Genomic DNA, 25,265 nt, shown 5'->3' with positions numbered 1-25,265 from the left:
TAAGTCTGCTCCAGTAGATCAGCTCCGGATCGGTCCACCAGGAGAGGGGACGGGCTTCGAGCTTATCTGAAACCGGTGGCGTGACCGTTGCACCGGGATGTCCGCTTCGGCAGACAGCGCACTGGACATCTGTCCGCGCTGACGGAGCGGATCGCGAACGGGAGAGGATCATGACGGACCAGTCCGCAGGGGCGGTGGCCCCAGGTCTGCGACGTCGATGAAGGCGGCGGACGAGGGTGATCGCGTGGGTACGATCTGCCAGACCCTGCGCCAGGCCATCGTGGAGCGGGCACTCACCCCTGGCGACCGCCTGCCGGAGGACGCCCTCGGTGAGCGGTTCGGAGTGAGCCGCACGATCGCCCGGCAGGCCCTGCTGCGGCTGGCCGGGGAAGGCTTGATCGACCTGCGCCGCAACCGCATCGCCGTCGTGGCGACGCCGAGCTGGGAGGAGGCGCAGGACACCTTCGACGTGCGCCTCGGCCTGGAGCGGCTCGTGATACGCCGCCTCGCCGGGCAGCTCAGCCCGGCGCAGAGTCAGGCGCTGCTGGACCAGATCGCGCGCGAGGAGGCCGCCCGGAACGGGCCGGAGGCGCTGTCGATCCGGCTCGCCACGGAATTCCACCTGATGCTCGCCGAGATGACCGGCAGCGCCGTGCTGACCCGCTACGTTGCGGAACTCGGCTACCGCTGCGCCCTGATCCTGTCCCTCTACAGCCGCCCGCATTCCTCGGACTGCGCCGTGAGCGAGCACCGCGACATCGTCGCGGCCCTGGTCGCGGGTGATGCCGAGCGCGCCGCCACGCTCATGGACCACCACCTCGACGCAGTTGCCGAGCGGGCGCGCATCGTGCCCCCAGCCCCCCGCGAGCGCGACCTCAGACGCCTGCTGGCCCCCTACGTGGCGGGCGCCTGAGCCTCGGCATCAGGCCGTGAGGCCGTGCTTGGTCAGCAGGCGCTCGGCGCTGTCGTTCCAGACTTCCATGCCGACGATCAGCCCGTCCCGCACGGTGAAGCGGTCGACGTAGCGATTGCCCTCGAACGGCGTGCCGTCCGGCCACGCGCCGTACAGGGTGCCGAGGCTGTAGACCGTGGTGACGCCGTCGCCCGGCACCACGTCCAGCCGCTCCATCCGCTTCTTCACCCAGGCGTAGCGCCCGGCATTGAAGGCCGTGACCTCGGACGGGTGATTGAAGACCCGCGCGCCGGTGAACACGATGCGGGTGCCCGGTGCCATGTAGCGAGCGGCCGTCTCGGGATCCGGGACCATCGAGGCCTCGAGGTAGATGGTGACGCTGGCGGCGTCGCGGGCAGTCTCCGGGCCGTGGTTCACGTTGGTCATTGCAGCTCTCCTGTGACCCTAACGTGCCGCAAAAGCCCGGTCCGTGCATGCAGGAAGTGTATGCACTTTGGCACCAGATTGAGCACAGAACGCCTCCCCAGCTGCACGCACGGGCCAGCGCGCGCCGATGCGCCGGATCCGCGATGGCATGGAGGTTGCGGTTGGGTGGCGCGCCCCGCTTCCGGAGACACGCCATGGCCTCCTTCCTGCCCCCGATCCTGCGCCGCTTCGCGGTGACGACGAGCGCGCTGCTCGGCCTCGCGGTCTCGACCGTGCAGGCGGCCGACACCGTCAAGATTGGCCTCGTGACGGCCCTGAGCGGTCAGTCCGCGAAATCCGGCGAGGCGATCTCCCGCGGGATCGGTCTTGCCATCGACGAGATCAACGCCAAGGGCGGCGTCCTCGGGCGCCCCCTCGAACTCGTGGCCCGCGACGACGAGGCCAACCCGTCCAAGGGCGTGCTAGCGAGCCGCGAGCTGATCCAGCGGGTCGGCGTCGTCGCGGTCGTCGGCGGCCTCGACACGCCGGTCTCGATGGCGATCGTGCCCATCGCCAACCAGATGAAGGTGCCGTTCATCGGTCCCTGGGCGGCCGGCACCGGCATCACCCGCAACGGCGCCGCCGACAATTACGCCTTCCGGGTCTCCGCGGTCGATGCCCTCGTCGACGAGGCGCTGGTCGCCTACGCGGTGAAGACCTATGGGGCGAAGAAGCCCGGCATGATCCTCGTCAACAATGCCTGGGGCGAGTCGAACCAGAAGGGTCTCAAGGACGCCCTGCAGGCGGCCAACCTCCCGGCGGCGGGCATCGAGAAGTACGAGGCCAACGACGTCGACATGGTGCCCCAGCTGTCCCGGCTGAAGGAGGCCGGCGCCGACGCGCTGTTCCTCGTCGGCAATGTCGGCCCCTCGGCCCAGGTGGTGAAGTCCCTCGACCGGATGGGCTGGTCGGTGCCGGTCGTGTCGCACTGGGGCCCGGCGGGCGGTCGCTTCGACGAGCTCGCCGGCCCGAGCGCCGGCAAGGTGCACTTCATCCAGACCTTCACCTTCGCGGGCAATACCTCGCCGAAGGCGGGCGCGGTGCTCGACGCGCTGAAGGCCAAGTACCCGGCGATCAAGTCGATGGCCGACGTCACCCCCGCCGTCGGCATCGCCAACGCCTACGACGCGACGCATCTACTGGCGCTCGCCATCCAGGCCGCCGGCTCCACCGAGGGCCCGAAGGTCCGCGACGGCTTCTACAAGATCGGCGCCTATCCGGGCCTGATCAAAACCTACGACAAGCCCTTCGTCCCCGGCCAGCACGACGCATTGGGCCCGGCGGACTACGTGTTCACCCGCTTCAAGGACGGTGAGATCGTCGCGGTGACCAACTGAGCTCGGCGATGCTGACCTCCATCCTCGTCAGCGGCCTCGGCCTCGGCAGCATGTACGGCCTCGTGGCCCTGGGCTTCCACGTGACCTACGCGTTGTCGGGGACCGTAAACTTCGCGCAGGGGAGCGTCGTCACCCTCGGCGCGGTCCTAGCCTACGCGCTCGGCGTCACCCTCGGCTGGCCGATGCCGGCCGCGATCGTCCTAGTGCTCGTCGGCTGCGCCTTGTTCGGCCTCGTGGTCGAGCTAGCGCTGGTTCGCCCGTTCGTGGCGCGCGGCTCGGACGCGTGGCTCTTGGCGACGGTTGCGGGCGGCATCGTCCTCGACAACACCGTGCTGTTCACATTCGGCAAGGAGCCGCGCAGCCTGCCCTCGCCGCTGGCCACGAAGCCGGTGGAGATCCTCGGGACCGGCATCTACCCCCTGCAGCTCGTGATCCCGGTCGTCGGGATCGCCCTGGCCTTCGCGATCCGCACGGTGTTCCGCCGGACCGATCTCGGCCGCGTTCTGCTGGCCGTGGCGCAGAACGCCGACGCCGCCCGCCTGATGGGGATCGACGTGCGCCGCACCGTGGCCTGCGCCTTCGCGCTCTCGGCGGTGCTGGCCGGCATCGCGGGCCTCCTGATCGCGCCGCTCTTCTCGGTCTCGGCCGAGCTCGGCACGCTGTTCGGCATCAAGGCGTTCGCGGTGGCGATCCTCGGCGGCATCGGCTCCGCCACCGGGGTGATCCTGGCTGGGCTGCTCTACGGACTCGTCGAGGCCGGCATCACCGCGACTCTCGGCTCGACATACACGCAGCTCGTGGTGTTCTCGGTGATCATCCTCGCCCTCACCCTGCGCCCCGACGGCCTGCTCGGCCGCGCCGCGGTCAACAAGGTCTGACGCGATGCACAGTCTGCGCTCGGCCCCGGCGATGCGGCTCGGCATCGCCGGCCTCACCGCCGCCGCGCTCGGCCTCGTCGCGCTGACCGCCGGCTACAGCCACTTCGTCATCGCCCTCGTGGCGCTGACCACGGTGGCGGGGGTCGGCCTCAACGTGCTCCTCGGCCTCACCGGGCTGATCTCCTTCGGCCATGCCGGCTTCTACGCGATCGGGGCCTACGCGAGCGCGATCCTGACGCTCCACGGCTTCAGCTTCTGGCTGGCGCTCCCGGCGGCGGCCCTGATCGCCGCCCTCGTCGGCGGCCTCGTGGCGGTGCCGGCGATGCGGGTGAAGGGCCCTTACCTCGCCATGCTGACGATCGCCTTCGGCTTCATCGTCGAGCACGGCCTGATCGAGGGCGGCGAGCTGACCGGCGGCCAGAACGGCCTTGTCGTGACCGACGCGCCGACACTCCTCGGAGAACCGGTAAGTGCGGCCGGGCTCGCGGTGCTGGCGGTGGTCGCGGCCGGGGCGAGCCTCGCCGGGTTCGACCTCTTGGCCCGCAGCCGCTTCGGCCAGGCGATGCGCGCCGTGCGCGACGCCGACGTCGCCGCCGCGGCGCTGGGCTTCGACCCGGTCCGGGTGAAGACCATGGCCTTCGCGATCTCGGCCGCCCTGACCGGCCTCGCGGGAGCAGTCCTGCCGTCGCTGATGATGTTCATCGCGCCGAGCTCGTTTCCGTTCTCGCAGTCGATCCTGTTCGTCCTGTCGGTGATCGTCGGCGGCGCCGGCACGGTGCTCGGTCCGCTCTTTGGGGCCCTCGTCACCGTGCTGCTGCCGGAGGCGCTGTCCAGCCTCGCCGAGTACCGCCTGCTGTTCTTCGGGATCGCGACCCTGGCGGTGCTGTGGCTGGTGCCCTCGGGTCTGGTCGGCAGCCTCGCCCGGCTGCTGCCCCGGGGCCGCGGCGCGCCGGTCGCCGCGGATGGCGGTGCGGCATCGCTGCCCGGCACGGCAGCGCGTGAGGCCCTCGTCCTCGATGGGATCGGCATCCGCTTCGGTGGCATCACGGCGGCGGAGGGGGTGGACCTCAACGCCCAGCCGACGGCCGTCACCAGCGTGATCGGCCCGAACGGGGCCGGCAAAACCACCGTGCTCAACATGGTCTCGGGCTTCTATCGCCCGAGCGCCGGGACGATCCGGCTGGGTGGACACGACCTCGCAGGGCGGCCGGCGCATGTCGTCGCCCGCGCCGGCATCGCGCGCACCTACCAGACCACGCGCCTGTTCGGCTCGCTCCCGGTGGTCAACAACGTCGCCCTCGGCTTCGCGCCGGGCAAACTATGGCGCCGCGCGCGGGCCCAAGACCGCGAGATGGCCGCCGCGCTCCTCGCCTTCGTCGGCTACCGGGGCGCCCTCGACCGCCCGGCCGCCGAGCTACCCCATGTCGACCGGCGGCTGGTGGAGATCGCCCGGGCGCTCGCCGGCGGACCCGCGGTGCTTCTCCTCGACGAGCCCGCCGCCGGCCTGTCTCGGGTCGACACCGACCGGCTGGCCGGGCTGATCCGTCGGATCGCCGACAGCGGCGTGGCGGTGGTCCTGGTCGAGCACGACATGCAGCTGGTGATGGGCATCTCCGACCATATCCTCGTCATGGATGCCGGGCGCCCGATCGCGCGGGGCACACCCGCCGAGATCCGACACGACCCGGCGGTCCTGCGCGCCTATCTCGGCGGCGCCGACACGCCGGCCCGGCCGCGGAGCGCACCGTGGCAGGGGCCGGCGGATGCCATCCTCTCCGTCCTCGACCTGACGGCCGGTTACGGCGCCGCGCCCATCCTCGACGGCGTCCATCTCGACGTGCGGCCGGGCGAGACTGTCGCCCTGCTGGGCGCGAACGGCGCCGGTAAGTCCACAGCCATGCGGGCGCTGGCGGGGCTGCTGCGCCCGGTCTCGGGCGCAATCGTGTTTGACGACCGGCGCGTCGAGGCTCTGCCGGCGCACCGGATGGCGCGCAGCGGCCTCGTCCTGGTGCCGGAGGGCCGCCAGGTCTTCCCGGAGCTGAGCGTCGTGGAGAATATCCGCCTCGGCGCTTTCGGGCGCGGGACGCCGATCGACCCGGCCGAGGTGGAGCGCCTGCTCGACCGGTTCCCGCGGCTGCGCGACCGGGCCGGGAGCCGGGCGGGCCTGCTCTCCGGGGGCGAGCAGCAGATGCTGGCGATCGCCCGCGGATTGATGGCGCACCCGCGCATCCTGCTCCTCGACGAGCCGTCGCTCGGCCTCGCCCCGGCGATGATCAACGCCCTCTACGCGACGGTGGCGGAACTGCGCGACGATGGCGTCACCATCCTCATCGTCGACCAGATGGCAGCCCTGGCCCTCACGGTCGCCGATCGCGGCTACGTGCTGGAGCAGGGCCGGGTCGTCGCGCGGGGAACAGCCGTGGAGTTGTCGGCGGACAAGGGGCTGGAAGCGGCCTATCTCGGTGCGGCCTGACATGGTCACGGCGCGGAGATGCGCTCGGAGGACGCCCGAGACGGCATCGCCGACGGTTGCGCGATGGCCGCCCACACAGGTTGGGCTTCGCCAGAGCAGGCTCTCGCGAGAGCTCGGCAAGTTGTAGAGGGTATCTGCTTTCGGTCCGCGACCGGAGCTGTGAGAACGACCAGAATGGGCGCGAAGCGGCCAGCCGGAGCTGGCCGTGTGTGGACGGCTCTCCGTTGGCAAGGGGTTTCTTTGAGGCTGCTGCAATCTGCTGGTCGGTGCGGCCATGTGTTCGGCCTGTGGTGCGGCTCTCACATGCGCCGCTGGCCATGATGCCTTTCGCGCGGATCAGGTCCCGACCAAAAGCACGCACTCGAAGTGCATCGGCCAGACTGGGTTTTCCTGTTCCGGCGGTATTGACCGGCTTCGTGCATCAGCTCCTGTTCGCCCTTCCCAACCTCGTCGGCGCCGCTCCCCGGCCGCCGGATCTCTACGCCGCCGCCACGGCCGGCTCGCGGTAGACTTCTCCGCTCGTCATCAGCGCCCAGACCATCCGCGCGGTCTTGTTCGCCAAGGCGACCGCCGCGACCTTGGTGGCGCGCCGGGCCAGCAACTGAAGCAGCCACGCGCGCCGGGTGCCGTGCCGCTGCGCTTGGCGGATGACCGCCATCGCGCCGACCACGAGCATCTGACGCAGATAGCCGTTGCCCGCCCGCGAGATGCCACCGAGCCGCTCCTTGCCGCCGCTCGAGTTCTGCTTCGGCACGAGCCCGATCCAGGCCGCGAGGTCGCGGCCCGTCTTGAACACACGCGGATCAGCCACGCTCGCGACGAAGGCACTGGCGAGCAGCGGCCCGACGCCGGGGATCGCCATCAGCCGGCGGCCGACCTCAGTGGCTCTGGCGCTCTCACGGATGCGGCGGTCATTCTCCAAGACCTGCGTCTTCACCACAGCGAGCTGGCGCACCAGCATCTCCAAGCACACTCGCGCGTCGGTGGGGATGCGCTTATCTGCGCAGTCGGCGACGATCGAAAGCAGGCGTTCCAGTCCCATGCGCCCGACCGGAGCTACCACGCCGAACCCCGCCATGTGAGCCCGCAGGGCGTTCGAGAGCTGAGTGCGCTGCCGGTTCAGCATCAGCCGCACCCGATGCAGCATCATCACGCTCTGCTGCTCGGGCGTCTTGACTGCGACAAAGCGCATGGTCGGCCGCGTCACCGCCTCGCAGATCGCCTCGGCATCGGCAGCGTCGGTCTTGCCCCGCTTGACGTAGGGCTTCACGTACTGCGCCGGCATCAGCCGCACGTCATGACCCAATGCAGTCAGTTCGCGAGCCCAGTGATGCGAAGTGTTGCACGCCTCCAAGCCGATCACGCAGCGCGGCAGAGCCTCGAAGTACGCCAGTACGCGGCCCCGCGACAGCTTCCGGCGCACCACCACCGCGCCGGCTGCATCGATCCCGTGGATCTGGAACACGGATTTGGCGATATCCAACCCAATCGTCACAATCGTTGCCATCGACGCTCTCCCTTCGGCTCAGCCTGTATGACTACCGCAGGCGGGAGGAGAGCCGTCCACAACATCAAAAGCAGTTGGTCCGCTTCGGAGTAGGTCGGCCGGAAAAGCGGACGGCCTCCTATCGACCCAACGTAGTCATCGGGCCGAATATATGCCCAGCCTGAAAGCAGCCGTTCGCTCTCGCGAGGTTCACCGTTGGATACCGACTGCGATCAAAATGCCGTGTTCGTTTTGATGGCCAAATCGAAGCGTTCGCAACAACGACAGTTCAGAAAGACACCGCATCCGCGAGCGTCTGCTGAGCCCGGACGTCTCGCTGTGCATCCAACTAAGACAAACCGTTCACATCGCTCCCGCGAAGGTCGAGCGCAAGCGGCGGCACGACGACGTGCCTGGACAGTGGAAACGACGCGTCTGCGCAACCTTGCTGCCGCCAGCCAAATCGCGATCGTGACCACCGATGCAGCAGGCACCGTGACGTCCTGGAACGGTGCTGCATCACGAATTTTCGGGAGCAACGCCGAAGTTATGATAGGGCGTTCGATCGAAGCGATCATGCCGGAACGTTTCCGCTCCGAACACGAAGCCGGTATGCGGCGCATGCGGACAGGAGGCGTGTCGAAACTCGCCGGGCGCACCGTCGAACTCGTCGGATTGCGGGCGAACGGGGAGGAGTTCCCCGTGGAAATATCGATCTGCACATGGCGGAGGCGGCTCGGCGTCGAGTTCGGCGCAATCATCCAAGATATCAGCGAGAGGCGCGTTCGCGAGAGTCGCCTAGCCCGCCTGGCCCGCTTTGACCCGCTCACCGGGCTACCCAACCGGTCCAGTTTGCAGGCCAAACTCCAGCAGCAGGTGGAAGAGAAATGCCCGGGAACGCTGCTGCTCTGCGACATTCGTCGCCTGAAAGAGATCAACGACACGATGGGCTCCCATACCGGCGACGCCCTGCTACATCTCATTACACTCAGGCTCTCTAGTCTCGATAGCAAACAGACCTTCATTGCTCGCTACGCCGACGACGAGTTCGCGATCCTGGCGTCGACTGCTATGTCGCCGCGTGAGATGGAAACGGAAGCACGATCCGTCATTGATGTTCTGACCCTGCCCTACGAAATAGATGTCCACCGCGTGCACATTGAGGTCAGCGTTGGCATCGCTAGCAGCGATGATCAGGAACCGGATCATTTGCTCGCCCGGGCAGACATGGCGCTTCTGCAAGCCCGTAAGCCGGCAGGCAGTAGTTACAAGATCTTCGATACCGAGATTGCGGGTACAGCTGCCGCACGCCGTGTGCTAAACGATCAGCTTCGGCGCGCAACCCACGGACGGGAGTGGGAACTCTACTATCAGCCGCAAGTCCGACTGACGGACGGGTTGCTGATAGGCCTGGAAGCGCTGCTTCGGTGGAACCATCCAGAGCGAGGTCTCCTCGGTCCGGCGGATTTCATACATGTGCTTGAGCGCCACTTCGGGGCCGAACGTGTCGGCCTCTGGATCCTCGACGAGTCCTGTCGTCAGCTCCGCGCGTGGCGCGACTCCGGGTTCCTGGTGCCTCGCGTTGCCGTGAACCTCTTCACTGTCCAGTTCCACGCGAAATCGCTTGCTACGGACGTGCTTGACGCGTTGGCTCGCTATGGCCTTGAGCCTACGGACCTGGAGCTGGAGATCACCGAGAAGGTTGCCCTTAATTCGGATGGACACGCTGAGGCCAACCTTCAATTACTAGCCGAAAAGGGTGTCGAGATCTCCTTTGATGACTTCGGCACCGGTTTCGCGTCCCTTTCTTCACTGAAGCAGTTGCCTGTCACACGGCTCAAGATCGACCGGTCGTTCGTTCACGACGTTGCCGACATGCCAAGTAGCGCGGCCATCGTCAGCGCCGTTCTCTCCATCGGCAGCAGCCTGGGCGTCGACGTAATCGCCGAGGGCGTCGAAACGGAGCAGCAGCGACGGCAATTGCTCGCACTTGGATGTGCGACCGGCCAAGGGTATCTTTTCGGGCGGCCGATGCCCGCCCGTTTGGTGAGGGCAGCCGTTCGCTGTATCTCCTGACGATCCCACGCTCGAAGGGGCTGGGCACCGCTGACAGTTGCAAGTACCGGGCATGGAACGCGGACGAGATTTCGCTGATATAGTCTACACACTGCTCGTCGTTGAGAAACACAGGCGCGTGGAAGACGTCGCCGATGCGATGGGGATGAGCTACGCCTCCCTCCATGCACGCTTGATCAATCGGACATCATTCTCGGCCGACGAGATCAAGAAAATAATCGTGCAGGTACCGGACATCCGCCTCATCGAGTATTTTTTGGAGACAACAGACTTCATCCCTGTTCACCGCCAAGTCGCGCGGTACGAAGGAGGCGTCATACATTCGCTGCCTCCCGCGGATGTTGTTTCTGTGCAGCGTGAGGCCTCTCGCATTGTGATCGATGCGACGGACGTACTTGAATTCGTTGACGCCGGTGTAGCCGGCGGGCAGATCGATCATCGAGTTGCTCGATTGGCCCTGCAGGCGATCAAGGCTACCGAGCGCGCTTTGGCATCGCTTCGGTTCACCTTGCGGGCATTCGATAGATAACTATTTAGATACGTTGCTTGCTATCAAATCTTACTAACGCTGTTATCTTATGCTATTGATGAAATATATTATGATCTAAATTTATTGCTAATGCATAGACATCGGTCAAAGCCCTAATTGTGAGAAATTATTTGTTAGGCAAATCTATGGCAAATATTTATTTCAGGCAAAGGGCAGACTGGCGGATCATGACCCGAATTAGTCATTCATCGCTCGCTTTCGAACATCCGGAAGTGGACGTCAATGTGAGAAAGAATGCGGTCATCGATACAATCATGTTTGAACGTCAAAGTGCCGGGATTCATCGGCCCGATGTGCAGAGGAAGGTGAAGGCTTAAATTGATAAGCTGCATGTCGAATCCGGCGGTATTGGCTAGGCCAGGCGCATTGCCACCACGCCTGCCACAATGACGACGACAGCAGCAGTTCGCGACATGAGGAGCGGCTCTTTTAGGACAACGACGGAGATCAGCATCGCGAACAAGACGCTGGTCTCGCGCGTTGCCGCGACCAGGGGAAGGGGCGCGACCGTCATGGCCCATATCGCGATCCAGTAGGAACCGAGCGCCAGCCCGCCGCCGCCGAGCCCAGGCAGCGCGAGGCCCCTGACAGAGCCTAGGATGCCGCGCCCGCGGGTCCAGAGGACGAAAACCGGCAGCGGAATGGCGTCGATCACGAAGAGCGCGGCCGCATAGGCGTGGGGGTCTCCCGCCGCCCGCGCGCCGAGCCCGTCGACCAACGTATAGCCGGAGATCAGGGCACCGGTCAGCAGCGCGTAGCCCAGGGCGGTTCGGCTCAGGCCTTGCCCGCCCGCCTTCGCGAACGCCATTAGGGCGACGCCGGCGCAGAGGATCGCGATGCCGAGGGCGGCGAGCGGCGCCAGCGCCTCCTGCAGCAACAGGAGCGACGCGCAGGCCGTCAGCAGAGGGGCGCTACCCCGAGCGATCGGGTAGACCTGACCCATATCCGCGTGTCGATAGGCTTCGGCCAGGGCGATGTAGTAGCCGAGATGCAACAGAATCGAGCCCGCCAGCCATGGCCAGGCGGCCGAGGGCGGCCATCCGAACCAGAGTGACGCCGGGAGCGCGAACAGCCCGGCCGAGGCGGAGATGAGTGACATGGTGAGGATTGGTTCAAGGCGAAGCTTCGCGACCGCATTCCAGCTTGCATGCATGAAGGCGGCGGCGAGTACGGCGCTGAACACGGGCAGGCTCAAGCCGGTGGCTATCATGGGGTTTCGGATCCTGGGCACGGCCGGCGCGGGGCCCACATCGGGCGGACCGCTCCGCACCCGTTCCTAAGGCGGACTTGCCGAGAAAAAAATCAAAAAGCCACAAGAAGCCACATTACCGGGCGACGATCAGTGTCAGGCCCCGGTGCGCGAGGGCATCCCTCATGGGCAGTGGGGGCTCCGCATCGACGATGAGCCCGGTCCCTACTGGGATCGGCGCGAGGCGGAGCGGGGTCAGGCGGCCGAACTTGGTGCTGTCCGCCACGATATAGCCGCGCTCGGCCGCCGCCAGCATTCCGACCCGCAACTCGGTGGGGAGTGGTGCAAAGTCGGTGATCTCGCCGGACGGCGAGATGCCGCCGGCGCCCACGAAGGCGACGTCGGCACGAAAGCGCGCCAGCGCCGCCAGGGCGTCGGTGCCGAACGCCGCCTCGTCGGCGCTCTCGATCTCACCACCGAGGACGTGAACCCGCACGCCGGCGACGCGGCACAGGAGGAGCCCGACGGGCAGGCTGTTGGTGCAGATGGTCAGGCCCTTCGGCGCGGGACGCGCGAAGAGTGGATCGCGCCCGGCGAGCGCGTTGGCCACCGCCAGGGTGGTGGCACCCGAATCGAGCACCACCACCATGCCGTCCTCGACGAGCCCCGCCGCGACCCTTCCGATCGCCGCCTTGCCCGCCGGGTTATCGCGCTCCCGGATGGCCAGGACGGGCTCGTCCGAGCGTCGCGTCGCGCCGCCATGTACGATGGCAAGATAGCCCCGCTCGGCTAAAGCCTTCAGGTCACGCCGGATTGTCTCCCGTGAGACGCCGAAGCGGTCCGCCATTCCCTCGACGCTTACGCTGCCGTCGCGGCCGAGTCGCGCGAGTATCTCGTCCTGGCGGGAAGCCGCGAGGGTGCGGGTTTCGCGGGTCGAGCGCTTCCGGCTCATCGCTGAGCCCCTTCCGAAGCTGTCCCCGTTGCCAACCCGAACACCGCACGGATCAGGCGCAGGTTCTTCCGCCGCGCCAGGCAGGCGATCGCGTGGCGGTTGACAAGATCGGGTCCGTCGATCGGGATCGCGGCGATCCGGGCGTCCTCGCCGCATTCTAATGACAAGACGATACCGATCCCGATGCCGGCGGCGGCAGCCTCGATCACCGCTTCACGACTGTCGAGTTCCATCAGCACAGTGGGCGCGATGCGAGCGCTCCGACAGGCCCGGTCGAAGGTTCGCCGGGTCACGGAGGTGGGCTCGCGCAGGACCATGGCGGCCCCGTCGAGTTCGGCAGTATGCAACGCCGCGCGATGTGCAAGGGGGTGGGACCTCGGGACAACGGCGCATATGCGCGAGACGGCGATTTCCGAGAGGTGGAGGTCCGGATGCGCCTCGGCCTCCGTGAGGACGGCGACGCTCGCACGCTCCGACAGCAGGGCTTCGCGCGTGTCGGCAGCGTTGCCGAGGATCAATCCGACGACGATGCCGGGATGGTGCGCTCGGAGGCGCGCGAGGAGCGGCATCACGATGTGGGGCGAATCCACCGCGATCTCGATCCGCCCCGAAACGAGCGTCCGGTTGGCCTCCAGCAGATCCTCGGCTTGCTCCACGAGCCCGAAGAGCGGGCCGGTGACTTCAGCGAGAGCTTGACCCTGCGGCGTCAGTTCCGCGGCCCGCGCCGTGCGCCGGAACAGCACCAGGTCGTACCGCTCCTCCAGCGCCTTGATGTGCCCGGTCACCGCGGGTTGGCTGATGCAGAGGCGCTGCGCCGCGCGCGTGAAGCTGCCTTCCCGCGAGACGGCGTCGAAGGCGCGAAGCTGGAACAGATTCATGGCGATCTATCGGCGGGACTTATGACGAGCATTACGAGAAACGATTTGATCTGATGGGTTGTCTGAACGCAAGATCGACCCGTCCCCGAAGCGCCCACGCTGCTCCGGGTCATCCCTCGGCAGATCGGGCAGGATCACCATGACAGCCGCCGCTCCCATTCTCCTCACGCCCGGTCCGCTGACGACGTCCGAGCGCACGCGCGCGGCGATGATGACCGACTGGGGCTCCTGGGACGGAAGTTTCAATGCTCTCACAGCGAACGTCTGCGAGCGACTCGTCGCGATCGCAAACGGCACCGGCAGCCATGTCTGCGTGCCGCTGCAGGGAAGCGGCACCTTCGCCGTCGAGGCCGCGATCGGTACCCTGGTCCCGCGTTCCGGCAAGGTGCTGGTCCTCGTGAACGGCGCCTACGGCAAGCGCCTCGCGAAGATCTGCGAGGCCTTGGGACGCGACCACACGGTCTACGAAACCGCCGACGACGTGCCCACGACACCCGAGGCCGTCGACGGACTGCTTGCCGCCGATCCCGCCATCAGCCATGTCGGGCTGATCCACTGCGAAACCAGCACCGGCATCCTCAACCCGCTGCCAGAGATCGCCGCCGTGGTCGCACGTCACGGTCGCGGCCTGATCGTCGATGCGATGAGTTCCTTCGGCGCACTCCCAATCGACGCGGCCGTGGTACCGTTCGAGGCGCTGATCGCTGCTTCGGGCAAGTGCCTGGAAGGCGTGCCCGGCATGGGTCTCGTGATCGCGCGGGCGGACGTCCTGGCCAGGGCCGAGGGCAACTCGCCTTCGTTGGCACTGAACCTCAGTGACCAGCACCTCTACATGCAGCGCACTGGGCAGTGGCGCTTCACCCCGCCGACCCACGTCGTCGCGGCGCTCCACGAGGCGCTGCTGCAATACGACGAGGAGGGTGGCCTGCCGGCCCGCCACGCCAAATACGCCCGCAACTGCGAGGTACTGATTTGTGGCATGGAACGTCTTGGCCTGAAGTCTTTCCTGCCGTCGGAGATCCAGGCTCCGATCATCGTGACCTTCCACGCGCCGAGCGACCCGAAGTACCGCTTCGCCGATTTCTACGCCGCCGTGCGTGAGAAGGGCTTCATCCTCTACCCCGGCAAGCTCACGCAGTTGGAAACGTTCCGGGTCGGCTGCATCGGCCACGTTGAATCCGCCGACATGGAGCGCGCGGTCGAGGCCGTCGCTGAGGTGTTCGCCGAACTGAACGTCACGACCCTCTGATCGCAAAGGAAAGCATCCCCATGCCCTACGCTCACCCGAAGAAACTTCAGGCCGCGATCCTCGATTGGGCCGGGACCGTCGTCGATTTCGGCTCCTTCGCACCCACCCAGATCTTCGTCGAGGCGTTCGCGGAGTTCGGGGTCGCCGTAAGCCTGCCCGAGGCACGGGGCCCGATGGGCATGGGCAAGTGGGATCACATCCGCACGCTTCTCAATCAGCCCGAGATCGCCGCGCGCTACGCCGCTGCCCGCGGACGCGAGGCGACCGATGCCGACGTCACCGCGATCTACGAGCGCTTCATGCCGCTGCAGATCGAGAAGATCGCAGAGCATTCAGCCGTGATCCCCGGTGCGCTGGACGCCATCGCCGAACTGCGGGCCAAGGGCCTCAAGATCGGCTCCTGCTCCGGATACCCCGCCCGCGTCATGGAGCGGGTGGTCGCGCTCGCTGCCACCAATGGCTACGTCGCCGACCACGTGGTCGCCACAGATGAGGTCCCGAACGGGCGTCCCTTCCCGGCCCAGGCGCTTGCCAACGTGATCGCACTCGGCATTGACGATGTCGCCGCCTGCGTGAAGATCGACGATACGGTCCCGGGCATCCTCGAAGGGCGCAAGGCCGGGATGTGGACGGTGGCGCTCACCTGCTCCGGCAACGCGCTCGGGCTGACCTACGATGCGTTCCGCGCCCTTCCCGCCGATCGTCTCGCCTCCGAGAGGACGCGGATCGCCGCCCTGTTTGCCGATTCGAGGCCTCACTTCCTCATCGACACGATCGCCGACCTGCCAGGCGTCGTGAACGACATCAACGGGCTCCTGGCCGCCGGACGCATGCCGCAGGCCTACTGAGGGTGACGGCGGAGGACCATTTATCCCGGTCGAACGCGGCTTCACCCGCAATCTTTAATGTTCCGACATCGATCCGCTGCCAAATGCCGTGGACGAACCACGGCTGACTGTATTAATATAAATCTTGCCATGTAGTGGCTTCTAAAGAGGCAAGGAGTGCGTAAATCCTGAACTTGGTCGTCGAAAGTTTTGTCTTTCTACTGTCATGTATCGGACGCTAGAAACGTCAGAACGAAATACCTCGGAGCAACGTCCATGAAATTCGTCGGCCTCCTCGCTCTGACCCTCGCTATGACGTCGACTTTGACGGCTCCAACCGCAGTATCGGCAGCGGAACGCACCAAGCTGACGATCTACACAGCCCTGGAAAACGACCAGCTTGGCCCCTTCAAGGCTGGTATCGAGCGGGCGGTGCCCGAGATTGAGGTGGTCTGGGTACGGGACTCGACGGGCGTCATCACCGCCCGGTTCCTCGCCGAGAAGGACAATCCCCGCGCCGACATGGTGATGGGGCTCGCCGCATCCAGCCTCCTCATGTTCGAGAAGCAGGGTCTGCTTGCCGCCTATGAGCCCAAGGGAGCCGACGCCCTCAAGCCCGCTTTCCGGGATTCCGTCGGCCCCTACAGCTGGACCGGCACCGACGCCTCGATCGGCGTGGTCTGTTTCAACACCGCGGAAGCGGAGAAGGATGGCGCGAAGGTCCCCGTGCGATGGGCTGACCTCCTGGTGCCGTCCCTCAAGGGCAAGGTGGTGATGCCACACCCCGCCTCCTCCGGCACCGGTTACCTACTGGTCGCCGGTTGGCTCCAGGGCATGGGCGAAGAGGCCGGCTGGGCTTTCATGGACAAGCTCCACGAGAACATCGCCGCGTACCTGCATTCGGGTTCGGCGCCCTGCGTCCAGGCCGCCCGCGGCGAGCGCACTGCCGGTCTGTCGCTGGACATGCGCGGCGCCGCTGAGAAGACGAAGGGGGCGCCACTCGCCGTCGTCGTTCCCGCCGACGGCACGGGCTGGGACGAAGAAGCCTACGCCATCGTCGGTACCACCAGGCATCTGGAACTCGCCCGCAAGGTCGCCGACTGGGGCGCGACCAAGGCGGCCAACGAGCTCTACGCCAAGAGCTACGCAGTCGTCGCCTATCCCAGCGTTGCCAACGTGCCCGCGAACTACCCCGCCAATGCCGAGGCCGCAATGATCAAGAACGATCTCGGCTGGATGGCCGACAACCGCGAGCGGGTGCTTGCCGAATGGTCGCGTCGCTACGAGGCCAAGGCCGCCAAGAAGTAGGGTTCGTCCGAACGAGTACGCAAGAGATCGAGGGTGCTGCTATGACGCTTCGCGATGCGACGCCGTTCCTGAGGGTTTCGGGATTGTCGAAGCGCTACGGTGCTTTCACCGCCCTCGACGGAATCGACCTGGAGATCGCGAAAGGTGAGTTCGTCTGCTTCCTCGGCCCTTCCGGCTGCGGCAAGACGACCTTGCTGCGCATGATCGCCGGGCTCGACCGGCAGGATGAGGGACGCATCGAGATCGGTTGCCGAGATGTCTCGTCGGCCCCGCCCTCGGAGCGTGACTTCGGTATCGTGTTCCAATCGTATGCGCTGTTCCCGAACCTGACCGTCGCGGCCAACGTCGCCTACGGCCTCGTCAACACGCGAATGCCGAAGGCGCGGATCGCCGCGCGGGTCGCCGAGCTCCTGTCTCTCGTCGGCCTGCCCGAACAGGGAGCCAAGTATCCGGTCCATCTCTCTGGCGGCCAGCAACAGCGGGTGGCACTCGCCCGGGCACTGGCCACCTCGCCCTCCCTGCTCCTCCTCGACGAGCCGCTCTCGGCCCTCGATGCCAAGGTGCGCACGCGGCTTCGCGACGAGATCCGGCAACTGCAGAAGCGCCTCGGCATCACGACCATAATGGTCACGCACGACCAGGAGGAGGCGCTCGCCATGGCGGATCGGGTCGTGGTGATGAACCGTGGCGCGATCGAGCAGGTCGGCACGCCCCAGGACATCTACCGCCAGCCCGCTTCGGCGTTCGTGGCCGATTTCATCGGAGCGATGACCTTCCTCGACGCCACGGTCGGGGGGGTCTGCGAGATCCGCGTCGGCAGCGTCGACCTCGTATGCGAGGATGGGCGCGGCTTCATTCCCGGCAGCCCCGTCCGCCTCGGCTTCCGCCCAGAGGAGATCCGTGTCGGTAACGTCGCCGCCACCGACGTCAACGCCATCGAGGTGCGGGTGCGCAGCCTGGAATTCCTCGGCTCGTTCTATCGCGCCCGCCTGGAGCCGAGCCGCGACCTCGGCGGAACGCTGGTCGCCGACCTCTCGGCCAACCTGCACGGCGACCTCGCCCTAAGCGAGGGCCAATACCTTTACGTCTCCCTGCCGCCGGCGGCCCTCCGGCCCTTCCCGTCGACCCCGCGCGCTTGAGGCCGGTCATGTCCGACGCGACCATCGCCATGCCCCTGTCGGAGGCCGTGCCGGCAAAGCGGCACGGTGTTTCCGAAAGCAAGGTCGGCATCGCGCTCATCACGGGCTTGTGCCTGGTTCTGGTGCTCGTCATCGCGCTGCCGCTCGGCGCGTTGCTGATCAAGAGCTTGGAAGCCCCCGACGGCGGTATGGCTGGCCTGGCCAATTTCCGCACCTACTTCGCCACGCCGACGCTGGTCGATGCGCTACTCAACAGCCTCGCCGTGGCCGGCAGCGTCGTCGCGATCGTGGTGCCGCTGGCCTTTGGCTACGCCTATGCGCTCACCCGCACGGCCATGCGGCTCAAGAGCCTGCTGCTTGCGCTCGCCCTACTGCCGCTGTTCGCGCCCTCCCTGCTGTCGGGCATCGCGCTCACCTACATCCTAGGCAACCAGGGGTTCCTGCGCGGGATCCTGTTCGGCCAGAGCGTCTATGGGCCGATCGGCATCTCCATCGCCGAGTGCCTCTACGCGTTTCCGCACGCGGTGATCATCCTCGTCACAGCGCTGGGACTCTCGGACGGGCGGCTCTACGAAGCCGCCTCCGCCATGGGAACGAGCCGCCTGCGAACCTTCCTGACCGTGACGCTACCCGGGGCCCGCTATGGTCTCGTCAGCGCGGCCTTCGTGGTCTTCACCCTCGTCGTCACCGACTTCGGCATTCCGAAGGTGATCGGCGGTCAGTACGCGGTGCTCGCCACCGACGCCTATCGACAGGTCGTCGGCCAGCAGAACTTCCCGATGGGGGCCGTCGTCGGCCTCCTGATGCTGGTGCCGGCGGTGCTGGCCTTCGTCGTCGACCGGCTGATCCAGCGCCGGCAATCGTCCCTGCTCTCGGCCCGCTCGGTGCCCTACGAGCCGAAGTCACGCCCGGTCCGCGATCGGCTGATGCTCGCCTACGCGGTGCTCGTGGCCGGGGTCATCGTGGGGACCTACGGCGTCGCAGTCTGGGCCTCCTTCATCCGTTACTGGCCCTACAACCTCAGTCTGACGCTGGATCATTACGACTTCGCGGCCGCCGACGCCGATGGCTGGTCGCCCTACTGGAACTCGCTGGTCATGGCGCTCTCGGTCGCCGCCATCGGCACGGTGGTCGTGTTTTGCGGTGCCTACCTCATCGAGAAGCTGAAACTGTTTCCCGCCGGCCGCGCCTTCGCGCAGCTCCTGGCGATGCTGCCGCTCGCCGTCCCCGGTCTCGTGCTCGGCCTCGGCTATGTGTTCTTCTTCAACGCGCCCTGGAACCCGCTGAACGTCCTCTACGGGACCCTGGCGCTGCTCGCGATCAACACGCTCGCGCATTACTACACCGTGGCCCACGTGACGGCTACGACGGCCCTGAAGCAGATAGACCCGGAGTTCGAGGCCGTATCGGCCTCGCTGAAGGTGCCGTTCTGGCAGACGCTCCGGCGGGTCAGCCTGCCCATCTGCATGCCGACGGTGATGGAGCTGGCGGTCTACCTGTTCGTCAACGCGATGACGACGGTCTCGGCGGTGATCTTCCTGTACGGGCCGAGCACCAAGCTCGCTGCCATCGCCATCGTCCACATGGACGAGGCCGGCACGACCGCCGCCGCCGCCGCGATGGCAAGCGTGATCATGGCCACTGCACTCGCGGCACGCCTCGCCCTGGCGCTGGTCAACCGCCTCGTCATCGCCCGCACCCAGGTTTGGCGCCGCCGCGAGGTGACGGCATGACCCCCGGCGCGATGATACGAGCCGCGGCAGTCGCCGAGTCCGAGGGCGACACCAATCGCACCGATCGCCGCGCCGCGTGGCAGGCTGAGAGCCTCGACGCGACGACGCGAGAGCTGCTCGCGCGGGACTCGGACGCGTTCCTGCACCAGTCGGTCTCGACACCCTGCCTCAACGCGATCGTGCGAGCGGAGGGCATCTGGATCGAGGACGTTGCCGGGCGCCGCTACATGGATTTTCACGGCAACAACGTTCACCACATTGGTTACGGTCATCCGCGCCTCAAGCGGGCCATCACCGAGCAAATGGACGCGCTGCCCTTCTCACCCCGCCGCTATGCCTGCGAACCTGCCGTGTCGCTTGCCGAAAAGCTTACCGCGATCACGCCGGGCAACCTTTCAAAGGTGCTGTTCACGACCGGGGGGTCGGACGCGGTCGAGGTGGCAGTGAAGGTCGCGCGCGCGGCAACCGGCCGCCACAAGACACTGTCGTTCTGGGATTCCTTCCACGGTGCCGGCACCGGTTCAGCGGCGATGTCGGGCGAGATGCTGTTCCGCTCCGGTCCCGCGGGGCCACTGGTGGCCGGCGCGCTCCAAGTTGCCCCCTTCGGCGGTTATCGCTGCCCCCACGGCACCGACAGCGCGGAGGCGAGCGGCCAGGCCTGCGCCCGAATGATCGACTACGTGCTGACCCGGGACCCCGACGTTGCGGCCCTTGTCGCCGAGCCGACGCGGGCGGTGCCCTATATTCCGCCACCGGGCTTCTGGGCGGAGGTTCGTCGCATCTGCGACCGGCACGGTGTGCTGCTGATTTTCGACGAGATCCCCACCGGCCTCGGCAAAACCGGACGGATGTTCTCCTGCGAGCACGATGGCGTGGCCCCCGACATCTTGGTGGCCGGCAAGGCGCTCGGCGGCGGCATTCTTCCAATAGCGGCGGTGATCGCCGACCCGCGCCTCGACGTTGGCGGCGCGTGGGCCTTCGGCCATTACACGCACGAGAAAAATCCGGTGACGACGCGCGCCGCGCTAGAGACGATCCGGATCATCGAGGAGGAGGATCTGGTCGGCAACGCCGCGCGCGTGGGCGCGCTGGCCCTCGAACGGATCGGCGCCATGATGGAACGCTGCCCAGCGATCGGTGACGTGCGCGGCAGGGGCTGCCTCATCGGCATCGAACTGGTCCGTGACCGCGACACGCGCGAACCCGATGCCGACTTGGCCGAGGCGGTGCTCTATCGGGCGCTCAATGCCGGCCTTTCGTTCAAGACCACCATGGGCAACGTCCTGACCCTGACGCCCCCCTGACCGTTACGCCGAGCCAGATGACGAACGCTCTCGACATCGTCGAGGCGGCCATAGTGGGCGCGGAACGCGGGCGCCGGACATGACCGGAACGGTGCTGCTCCTCGACCTCGCGGGTTGGGTCGCGCTCCTGCTCTGGGGCATCCACATGATCCGCACCGGGGTGCAGCGCGCGTTCGGCGGCGATCTCCAGCGCGTGCTTGGGGCAAGTCTGAATAACCCGGTCAAGGCGATGCTCGCCGGCCTCGGCGTGACGATGCTGCTTCAGAGCAGCACCGCGACGGGGTTGATGGCCACGGCGTTCGCAGCCGGGGGCCTGGTGGAGTTGATGCCGGCCCTGGCGGTAATGCTCGGGGCCAACATCGGGACAGCGCTGATCGTCAAGGCCCTGTCGTTCGATGTCGCGATGGTGGCGCCCGTGCTCGTCCTCGTCGGAGCGGTCGCCTTCCGCCGGGCATCGGGCGCGAAAGGCAAGGCGATCGGGCGAATCGCAATCGGCCTTGGCCTCGTCTTGCTGGGCCTGATGCGGATGGTGGAGACGCTCGCACCCTACGGCGAAACGCCCGGGCTGCAGGCGATCCTCGGCATCGTCGCGGCCGATCCGGTCATTACCGTGCTGCTCGCCGCGCTGTTCGCATGGGTGGCCCATTCCAGTGTCGCGGTGATCCTGCTTGTCGCCGCACTCGCAGGGCAGGGCATGGTCCCACCCGAGACCGCTCTCGCCCTGGTGCTGGGGGCCAACCTCGGCAGCGCCCTCAATCCGTTGATGGCGACCCGCGAGCCCGCTGGCCGTCGGGTGGCGCTCGGAAACCTCCTGGTGCGGTTCGCCGGATGCCTGATCGCGTTGCCGCTGCTTGGCCGGCTCACACCGATCGTCAACGCCATGACCGGAGATTCCCACGCCGCCGTCGCGAATTTCCACCTCGCGTTCAACGCGGTCCTTGCGCTCGTTGCCCTGCCGTTGCTCGGGCCGCTTGCCAGACTGCTCCGCCGGCTGCTGCCGGAGGTGGAGGTGGCGCCCGGCAGCGGCCGCGGCATGCCGCTGGTCCCGGACCACGCGGAGATGCCCTCGATGGCGCTGGGTGACGCCTCCCGCCACGCGCTGCGCATGGTCGACATCCTTGAGGGCATGCTGCGCGACGCCATCCGCCTGCTGCGGGGCGATGGGTTTGCCGCCGAGCGGATGCGAGCCGCCGAACGGGAGATCGAGGGCCTTGGCGCCGAGTTGCAGCGCTACCTCGCCCGGCTCGATGCCGACACCCTGAACGAGGCCGAGGAGCGCCGTCTCGCTGGCCTGATGAGCTTCACGATCCAGATCGGCCATGCTGCGGACGTCTTGGCGCGAAACGTTGCGACGCAGATCGGCAGGCGGCGCAAGCTCGGCGCGGCCTCCGCCGATTCCCTCGACCTAGCCGGCCTCCTCGATCGGCTGTCGGTCAACCTGCGCAATGCGGCATCGCTGCTCGTCACCGAGGATGACCGCGCGGCGCGTCGCCTAGCCTCCGAGAAGCGGGCTTTTCGGGCGATGGAAGAGGCTCACGTCCTCGCCCATGTCGCGTGGCTTCGCGAAGAGCCGGCCCGGGACGATGCTGTATGGACCGTCGGTCTTGACCTAATGCGCGACCTCAAACGGATCAACGACCACCTGATCGCCGCCGCCGCCTACCCGATCCTGCGCCATAGCGGTGAACTCCTCGACAGCCGATTGCGGATCACCGTGCCGGCCGCGGCCCCGTCCCGCCTGTCCGCGCTGACGCCTCCGCCGGCCCCGGTCGCGGGTGTGCGATGATGGAGTGCGCAATCGATCCGTCCCCTTGCCGCCCGGACATCGCCTCGCACGAGATCGACGACGGGTATTCTGAAATCGCCTTGGTTGAGGCGACCTGCGGCGGCCGCCTTACCATCGACCTCGGCGCGATCGTACGCAATTACCAAGCGTTGACCGCGCAAGCCCCGGGCGCACGTGTCGCCGCGGTCGTCAAGGCCGACGCCTATGGGCTCGGTGCCGGACGGGTCGCGCCCGTGCTCGCGGCGGTGGGATGCGACACCTTCTTCGTCGCTCAGGTTCAGGAAGGCATCGACCTCCGGCGTGACCTCCCGATGGCCCGGATCTTCGTCCTGAACGGTGCCGCTCCGGGAGCGGAAGCGGCCTGCCTTGCCCATCGCCTGGAACCGGTTCTGAACGGCTGGGACGCGTTAGAGGCATGGTCGCGCGCGGCGCGCATCGCCGGCTTTCGCGGACCTTGCGCGGTCCAGTTCGACACCGGAATGGCGCGTTTCGGCTTCGCACGCTCCGATGCCGAGCGTCTGTCGGCGCGGATCGCGCAGTCGGACATGACGGTCGGGCTCGTCATGAGCCATCTCGCTTGCGCCGATACCCCGGGGGATCCGGCCAACCCGGCACAGCGTGATGCGATAATGGCGCTGCGGCCGATCTTTCCTAGGGCGGCGTTCAGCCTCGCGGCGTCATCGGGGATCTTTCTCGGGTCGAGCTATCATCTCGACCTCGTTCGGCCGGGGGCCGCACTTTACGGCGTATCGCCAGTCCCCGGCAACGCGAACCCTATGGCCCCGGTCGTGCGGCTGGAAAGCCGGGTCGTGCAGGTGCGGACCGTGCCCGGGGGTACCGGGATCGGCTATGGGCACGCGGCCCGGGCGCCCGGTCCGATGCGCCTTGCCACCCTGGCGGTGGGCTACGCCGATGGTTTTCCGCGCAGCCTTTCCGGGCGCGGTTCCGCCTGGCTCCATGGCCTGCGGCTGCCGGTGGTCGGACGCGTCTCGATGGACAGCATCGTCGTGGACGTGAGTCGGGCCCCCGACGGCACCGTCGCCTACGGCGACTTCCTGGACCTAATCGGACCGGCCAACGGGGTCGACGGCGTGGGGAAGGAGGCGGGCACCATCGGCTACGAGGTGCTCACCAGCCTCGGACGACGCTATGCCCGCCGCTATCTTGGCTGAGGAGGACCGAACGATGCGTATCCTGGTTCTCGGCAGCGGTGTCGTCGGCGTCACCTCCGCCTATTACCTCGCCAAGGCTGGTTACGCGGTGACGGTCATCGACAGGCAGGCGGGGCCCGGACGGGAAACGAGCTTCGCCAATGCGGGGCAGGTCTCGCCTGGTTACGCCGCGCCTTGGGCTGCCCCGGGCATCCCCGTCAAGGCGATGAAGTGGTTGCTTATGCGCCACCGGCCCCTCGTGCTGTGGCCCCTGCTCGAACCGCGCCTCTACGGCTGGCTCGCGCGCATGCTGGCCAACTGCACCGAGGAGGCCTACGCCCGAAACAAGGGGCGCATGGTCCGTCTTGCGGAGTACAGCCGCGACGTGCTGCGCGACCTGCGCCACGATACGGGCATCGCCTACGATCACCGCGAGCGCGGCACGCTGCAGCTCTTCCGGACGCAGAAGCAGCTCGATCATGTCGGGGACGACACCCGCGTCCTTGACGCCTACGGGGTGGCGTATGCGGTCCTCGATCGCCCCGGATGCGTCGCGGCGGAGCCGGCGCTGGGCGCCGTTCGCGAGAAGATCGTCGGCGGTCTGAGGTTGCCGGGGGACGAGACCGGCGATGCGCATCTGTTCACCCGGGAGCTCGCTGCGCTCTGCGAAGGGCTTGGCGTCGTCTTCCACTACGGCGTGACCATCGACGACCTCGAGGTGGACGGCGGCCGGGTCGCCGCCGTGCGGGCCGGCCTGGAACGCTTCCGGGCGGACGCCTACGTCGCCGCAATGGGAAGCTACACGCCCGCCCTGTTGCGACCTCACGGGATCCGCCTGCCGGTCTATCCCGTGAAGGGCTACTCGCTGACGCTCCCCGTGAGCGACCCCGACGCTGCGCCGATTTCGACGGTGATGGACGAGACCTTCAAAGTGGGGATCACGCGGCTCGGCGACCGGATCAGAGTCGGCGGCACGGCGGAACTCGCAAGCTTCAGCCAAACCTTGCGCGGACCGCGTCGGGCCACTCTTGAGCGCAGTGTCGGTGACCTGTTTCCAAGGGGCGGCAAGCTGTCGGAGGCGTCGTTCTGGACAGGGCTGCGGCCGATGACACCGGATGGCACGCCGATCGTCGGTGCGACGAGCCTTCCGAACCTATTCACAAATACCGGTCACGGCACGCTCGGCTGGACGATGGCCTGCGGCTCTGCGCGATTGCTTGCGGATCTCATCTCGGGCCGTGCACCGGACATAGACCATCGTGATCTGGCTCAGGCTCGTTATGCGGCTTAATCAACGAATACGCAACGTGAGGTTAAATCGAATTAGTACAGCAGTGTAATTATATAAATCTATATAATATTTAGCCTAGTTTAGGAGTAAATTCTGGATGAGATCTATAATTTACCTTAAATAATATCACATATTTGTCTTGCGCGCGGAATCTTAGATTTAATTACGTGTCACACGAGCACCCTGAACCATTGTCACCTTTACGACAAATTCGTCGTCGAGATCGCGTTTCCCGTTTTGATGGAGCCTCGTTAGCTCGTGCGTTCATAAGCGGCGTGCT

At 66.8% G+C, this 25,265-nt stretch carries 20 protein-coding genes; 15 read left to right on the top strand and 5 right to left on the bottom strand.

The window, feature by feature from the left end; all coding sequences use genetic code 11:
- The first annotated feature begins 217 nt into the window (after window positions 1-217).
- On the top strand, window positions 218-913 hold the full coding sequence (locus MKK82_RS30165) for a GntR family transcriptional regulator (RefSeq protein ID WP_243987774.1): 696 nt from the start codon (window positions 218-220) through the stop codon (window positions 911-913).
- Between the two features lie 9 nt (window positions 914-922).
- Here MKK82_RS30165 and MKK82_RS30160 read toward each other — a convergent pair whose 3' ends face one another.
- Complete coding sequence (locus tag MKK82_RS30160; RefSeq protein ID WP_243987773.1) at window positions 923-1,339, bottom strand: nuclear transport factor 2 family protein; 417 nt, start codon at window positions 1,337-1,339, stop codon at window positions 923-925.
- 194 nt (window positions 1,340-1,533) lie between these two features.
- On the opposite strand from MKK82_RS30160, the gene MKK82_RS30155 reads away from it, so the two are divergent.
- Genes MKK82_RS30155 through MKK82_RS30145 form a run of 3 tightly spaced genes read left to right on the top strand, consistent with a single transcriptional unit; the run spans window position 1,534 to window position 6,066 of the window.
- Entirely contained in the window at window positions 1,534-2,715 is a 1,182-nt protein-coding gene (locus tag MKK82_RS30155; protein WP_243987772.1) for an ABC transporter substrate-binding protein, read from the top strand.
- An 8-nt stretch (window positions 2,716-2,723) separates the two neighbouring features.
- A complete protein-coding gene (locus MKK82_RS30150; protein WP_243987771.1) occupies window positions 2,724-3,593 on the top strand; it encodes a branched-chain amino acid ABC transporter permease in 870 nt (289 codons plus the stop codon).
- A gap of 4 nt (window positions 3,594-3,597) precedes the next feature.
- A complete protein-coding gene (locus MKK82_RS30145) occupies window positions 3,598-6,066 on the top strand; it encodes a branched-chain amino acid ABC transporter ATP-binding protein/permease (protein WP_243987770.1) in 2,469 nt (822 codons plus the stop codon).
- Between the two features lie 478 nt (window positions 6,067-6,544).
- Here the strand turns inward: MKK82_RS30145 and MKK82_RS30140 are convergent, their stop codons facing one another.
- Window positions 6,545-7,573 (bottom strand): IS110 family transposase, encoded by a 1,029-nt coding sequence (locus tag MKK82_RS30140; RefSeq protein ID WP_243987769.1) that lies wholly within the window; start codon window positions 7,571-7,573, stop codon window positions 6,545-6,547.
- 399 nt (window positions 7,574-7,972) lie between these two features.
- On the opposite strand from MKK82_RS30140, the gene MKK82_RS30135 reads away from it, so the two are divergent.
- Both MKK82_RS30135 and MKK82_RS30130 read left to right on the top strand, forming a co-directional pair.
- The gene (locus MKK82_RS30135; RefSeq protein ID WP_243987768.1) at window positions 7,973-9,628 is read left to right on the top strand and encodes a putative bifunctional diguanylate cyclase/phosphodiesterase; all 1,656 of its coding nucleotides are present in this window, start codon (window positions 7,973-7,975) and stop codon (window positions 9,626-9,628) included.
- 118 nt (window positions 9,629-9,746) lie between these two features.
- Window positions 9,747-10,157, top strand: a complete 411-nt coding sequence (locus MKK82_RS30130; protein ID WP_243987766.1) for a hypothetical protein — start codon at window positions 9,747-9,749, stop codon at window positions 10,155-10,157.
- 373 nt (window positions 10,158-10,530) lie between these two features.
- On the opposite strand, the gene MKK82_RS30125 is transcribed toward MKK82_RS30130, so the two are convergent.
- The 3 genes from MKK82_RS30125 to MKK82_RS30115 all read right to left on the bottom strand — a co-directional run bounded on the left by MKK82_RS30125 (window position 10,531) and on the right by MKK82_RS30115 (window position 13,197).
- Window positions 10,531-11,388, bottom strand: coding sequence for an EamA family transporter (locus MKK82_RS30125; RefSeq protein WP_243987765.1), 858 nt, complete (start codon window positions 11,386-11,388; stop codon window positions 10,531-10,533).
- 115 nt (window positions 11,389-11,503) lie between these two features.
- Window positions 11,504-12,319, bottom strand: coding sequence for a DeoR/GlpR family DNA-binding transcription regulator (locus tag MKK82_RS30120; protein WP_243987763.1), 816 nt, complete (start codon window positions 12,317-12,319; stop codon window positions 11,504-11,506).
- The gene (locus tag MKK82_RS30115; protein WP_243987762.1) at window positions 12,316-13,197 is read right to left on the bottom strand and encodes a LysR substrate-binding domain-containing protein; all 882 of its coding nucleotides are present in this window, start codon (window positions 13,195-13,197) and stop codon (window positions 12,316-12,318) included. The genes MKK82_RS30120 and MKK82_RS30115 overlap by 4 nt, the downstream gene beginning before the upstream one ends.
- A gap of 139 nt (window positions 13,198-13,336) precedes the next feature.
- Here MKK82_RS30115 and MKK82_RS30110 point away from each other — a divergent pair, with 139 nt between their 5' ends.
- The 9 genes from MKK82_RS30110 to MKK82_RS30070 all read left to right on the top strand — a co-directional run bounded on the left by MKK82_RS30110 (window position 13,337) and on the right by MKK82_RS30070 (window position 24,985).
- Window positions 13,337-14,446 (top strand): 2-aminoethylphosphonate--pyruvate transaminase, encoded by a 1,110-nt coding sequence (locus tag MKK82_RS30110; RefSeq protein WP_243987761.1) that lies wholly within the window; start codon window positions 13,337-13,339, stop codon window positions 14,444-14,446.
- A 20-nt stretch (window positions 14,447-14,466) separates the two neighbouring features.
- The gene (phnX, locus tag MKK82_RS30105) at window positions 14,467-15,294 is read left to right on the top strand and encodes a phosphonoacetaldehyde hydrolase (protein ID WP_243987760.1); all 828 of its coding nucleotides are present in this window, start codon (window positions 14,467-14,469) and stop codon (window positions 15,292-15,294) included.
- A gap of 255 nt (window positions 15,295-15,549) precedes the next feature.
- On the top strand, window positions 15,550-16,581 hold the full coding sequence (locus MKK82_RS30100; protein WP_243987759.1) for a putative 2-aminoethylphosphonate ABC transporter substrate-binding protein: 1,032 nt from the start codon (window positions 15,550-15,552) through the stop codon (window positions 16,579-16,581).
- Window positions 16,582-16,622: 41 nt separating this feature from the next.
- A complete protein-coding gene (locus tag MKK82_RS30095) occupies window positions 16,623-17,720 on the top strand; it encodes a putative 2-aminoethylphosphonate ABC transporter ATP-binding protein (RefSeq protein ID WP_243987758.1) in 1,098 nt (365 codons plus the stop codon).
- 8 nt (window positions 17,721-17,728) lie between these two features.
- Window positions 17,729-19,453, top strand: coding sequence for a putative 2-aminoethylphosphonate ABC transporter permease subunit (locus tag MKK82_RS30090; RefSeq protein ID WP_243987757.1), 1,725 nt, complete (start codon window positions 17,729-17,731; stop codon window positions 19,451-19,453).
- Entirely contained in the window at window positions 19,450-20,757 is a 1,308-nt protein-coding gene (locus tag MKK82_RS30085; protein WP_243987756.1) for an aspartate aminotransferase family protein, read from the top strand. The genes MKK82_RS30090 and MKK82_RS30085 overlap by 4 nt, the downstream gene beginning before the upstream one ends.
- Window positions 20,758-20,836: 79 nt before the next feature.
- Complete coding sequence (locus MKK82_RS30080; protein ID WP_243987754.1) at window positions 20,837-22,543, top strand: Na/Pi cotransporter family protein; 1,707 nt, start codon at window positions 20,837-20,839, stop codon at window positions 22,541-22,543.
- Window positions 22,543-23,715 carry an alanine racemase gene (gene alr / locus MKK82_RS30075; protein WP_243987752.1) on the top strand — a complete coding sequence of 391 codons (1,173 nt, stop codon included), beginning with the start codon at window positions 22,543-22,545 and terminating at the stop codon, window positions 23,713-23,715. The genes MKK82_RS30080 and alr overlap by 1 nt, the downstream gene beginning before the upstream one ends.
- Before the next feature lie 13 nt (window positions 23,716-23,728).
- Window positions 23,729-24,985 carry a D-amino acid dehydrogenase gene (locus MKK82_RS30070; RefSeq protein ID WP_243987824.1) on the top strand — a complete coding sequence of 419 codons (1,257 nt, stop codon included), beginning with the start codon at window positions 23,729-23,731 and terminating at the stop codon, window positions 24,983-24,985.
- Window positions 24,986-25,265 lie beyond the last annotated feature (280 nt).

It is taken from the genome of Methylobacterium sp. E-046 (assembly GCF_022829625.1).
Lineage (GTDB): Bacteria > Pseudomonadota > Alphaproteobacteria > Rhizobiales > Beijerinckiaceae > Methylobacterium > Methylobacterium longum.
Note: the sequence above shows the minus strand (reverse complement) of the source record. Positions and strands in the feature narration are given on the sequence as shown.

Excerpts from the sequence above, each read along its gene's own strand:
- MKK82_RS30090 (WP_243987757.1), top strand. The coding sequence starts at position 17,729 with ATGTCCGACGCGACCATCGCCATGCCCCTGTCGGAGGCCGTGCCGGCA.
- MKK82_RS30165 (WP_243987774.1), top strand. The coding sequence starts at position 218 with ATGAAGGCGGCGGACGAGGGTGATCGCGTGGGTACGATCTGCCAGACC.
- MKK82_RS30160 (WP_243987773.1), bottom strand. The coding sequence starts at position 1,339 with ATGACCAACGTGAACCACGGCCCGGAGACTGCCCGCGACGCCGCCAGC.
- MKK82_RS30115 (WP_243987762.1), bottom strand. The coding sequence starts at position 13,197 with ATGAATCTGTTCCAGCTTCGCGCCTTCGACGCCGTCTCGCGGGAAGGC.
- MKK82_RS30110 (WP_243987761.1), top strand. The coding sequence starts at position 13,337 with ATGACAGCCGCCGCTCCCATTCTCCTCACGCCCGGTCCGCTGACGACG.
- alr (WP_243987752.1), top strand. The coding sequence starts at position 22,543 with ATGGAGTGCGCAATCGATCCGTCCCCTTGCCGCCCGGACATCGCCTCG.
- MKK82_RS30100 (WP_243987759.1), top strand. The coding sequence starts at position 15,550 with ATGAAATTCGTCGGCCTCCTCGCTCTGACCCTCGCTATGACGTCGACT.
- MKK82_RS30150 (WP_243987771.1), top strand. The coding sequence starts at position 2,724 with ATGCTGACCTCCATCCTCGTCAGCGGCCTCGGCCTCGGCAGCATGTAC.
- MKK82_RS30155 (WP_243987772.1), top strand. The coding sequence starts at position 1,534 with ATGGCCTCCTTCCTGCCCCCGATCCTGCGCCGCTTCGCGGTGACGACG.
- MKK82_RS30125 (WP_243987765.1), bottom strand. The coding sequence starts at position 11,388 with ATGATAGCCACCGGCTTGAGCCTGCCCGTGTTCAGCGCCGTACTCGCC.
- MKK82_RS30070 (WP_243987824.1), top strand. The coding sequence starts at position 23,729 with ATGCGTATCCTGGTTCTCGGCAGCGGTGTCGTCGGCGTCACCTCCGCC.
- MKK82_RS30095 (WP_243987758.1), top strand. The coding sequence starts at position 16,623 with ATGACGCTTCGCGATGCGACGCCGTTCCTGAGGGTTTCGGGATTGTCG.
- phnX (WP_243987760.1), top strand. The coding sequence starts at position 14,467 with ATGCCCTACGCTCACCCGAAGAAACTTCAGGCCGCGATCCTCGATTGG.
- MKK82_RS30145 (WP_243987770.1), top strand. The coding sequence starts at position 3,598 with ATGCACAGTCTGCGCTCGGCCCCGGCGATGCGGCTCGGCATCGCCGGC.
- MKK82_RS30080 (WP_243987754.1), top strand. The coding sequence starts at position 20,837 with ATGACCGGAACGGTGCTGCTCCTCGACCTCGCGGGTTGGGTCGCGCTC.
- MKK82_RS30085 (WP_243987756.1), top strand. The coding sequence starts at position 19,450 with ATGACCCCCGGCGCGATGATACGAGCCGCGGCAGTCGCCGAGTCCGAG.
- MKK82_RS30120 (WP_243987763.1), bottom strand. The coding sequence starts at position 12,319 with ATGAGCCGGAAGCGCTCGACCCGCGAAACCCGCACCCTCGCGGCTTCC.
- MKK82_RS30140 (WP_243987769.1), bottom strand. The coding sequence starts at position 7,573 with ATGGCAACGATTGTGACGATTGGGTTGGATATCGCCAAATCCGTGTTC.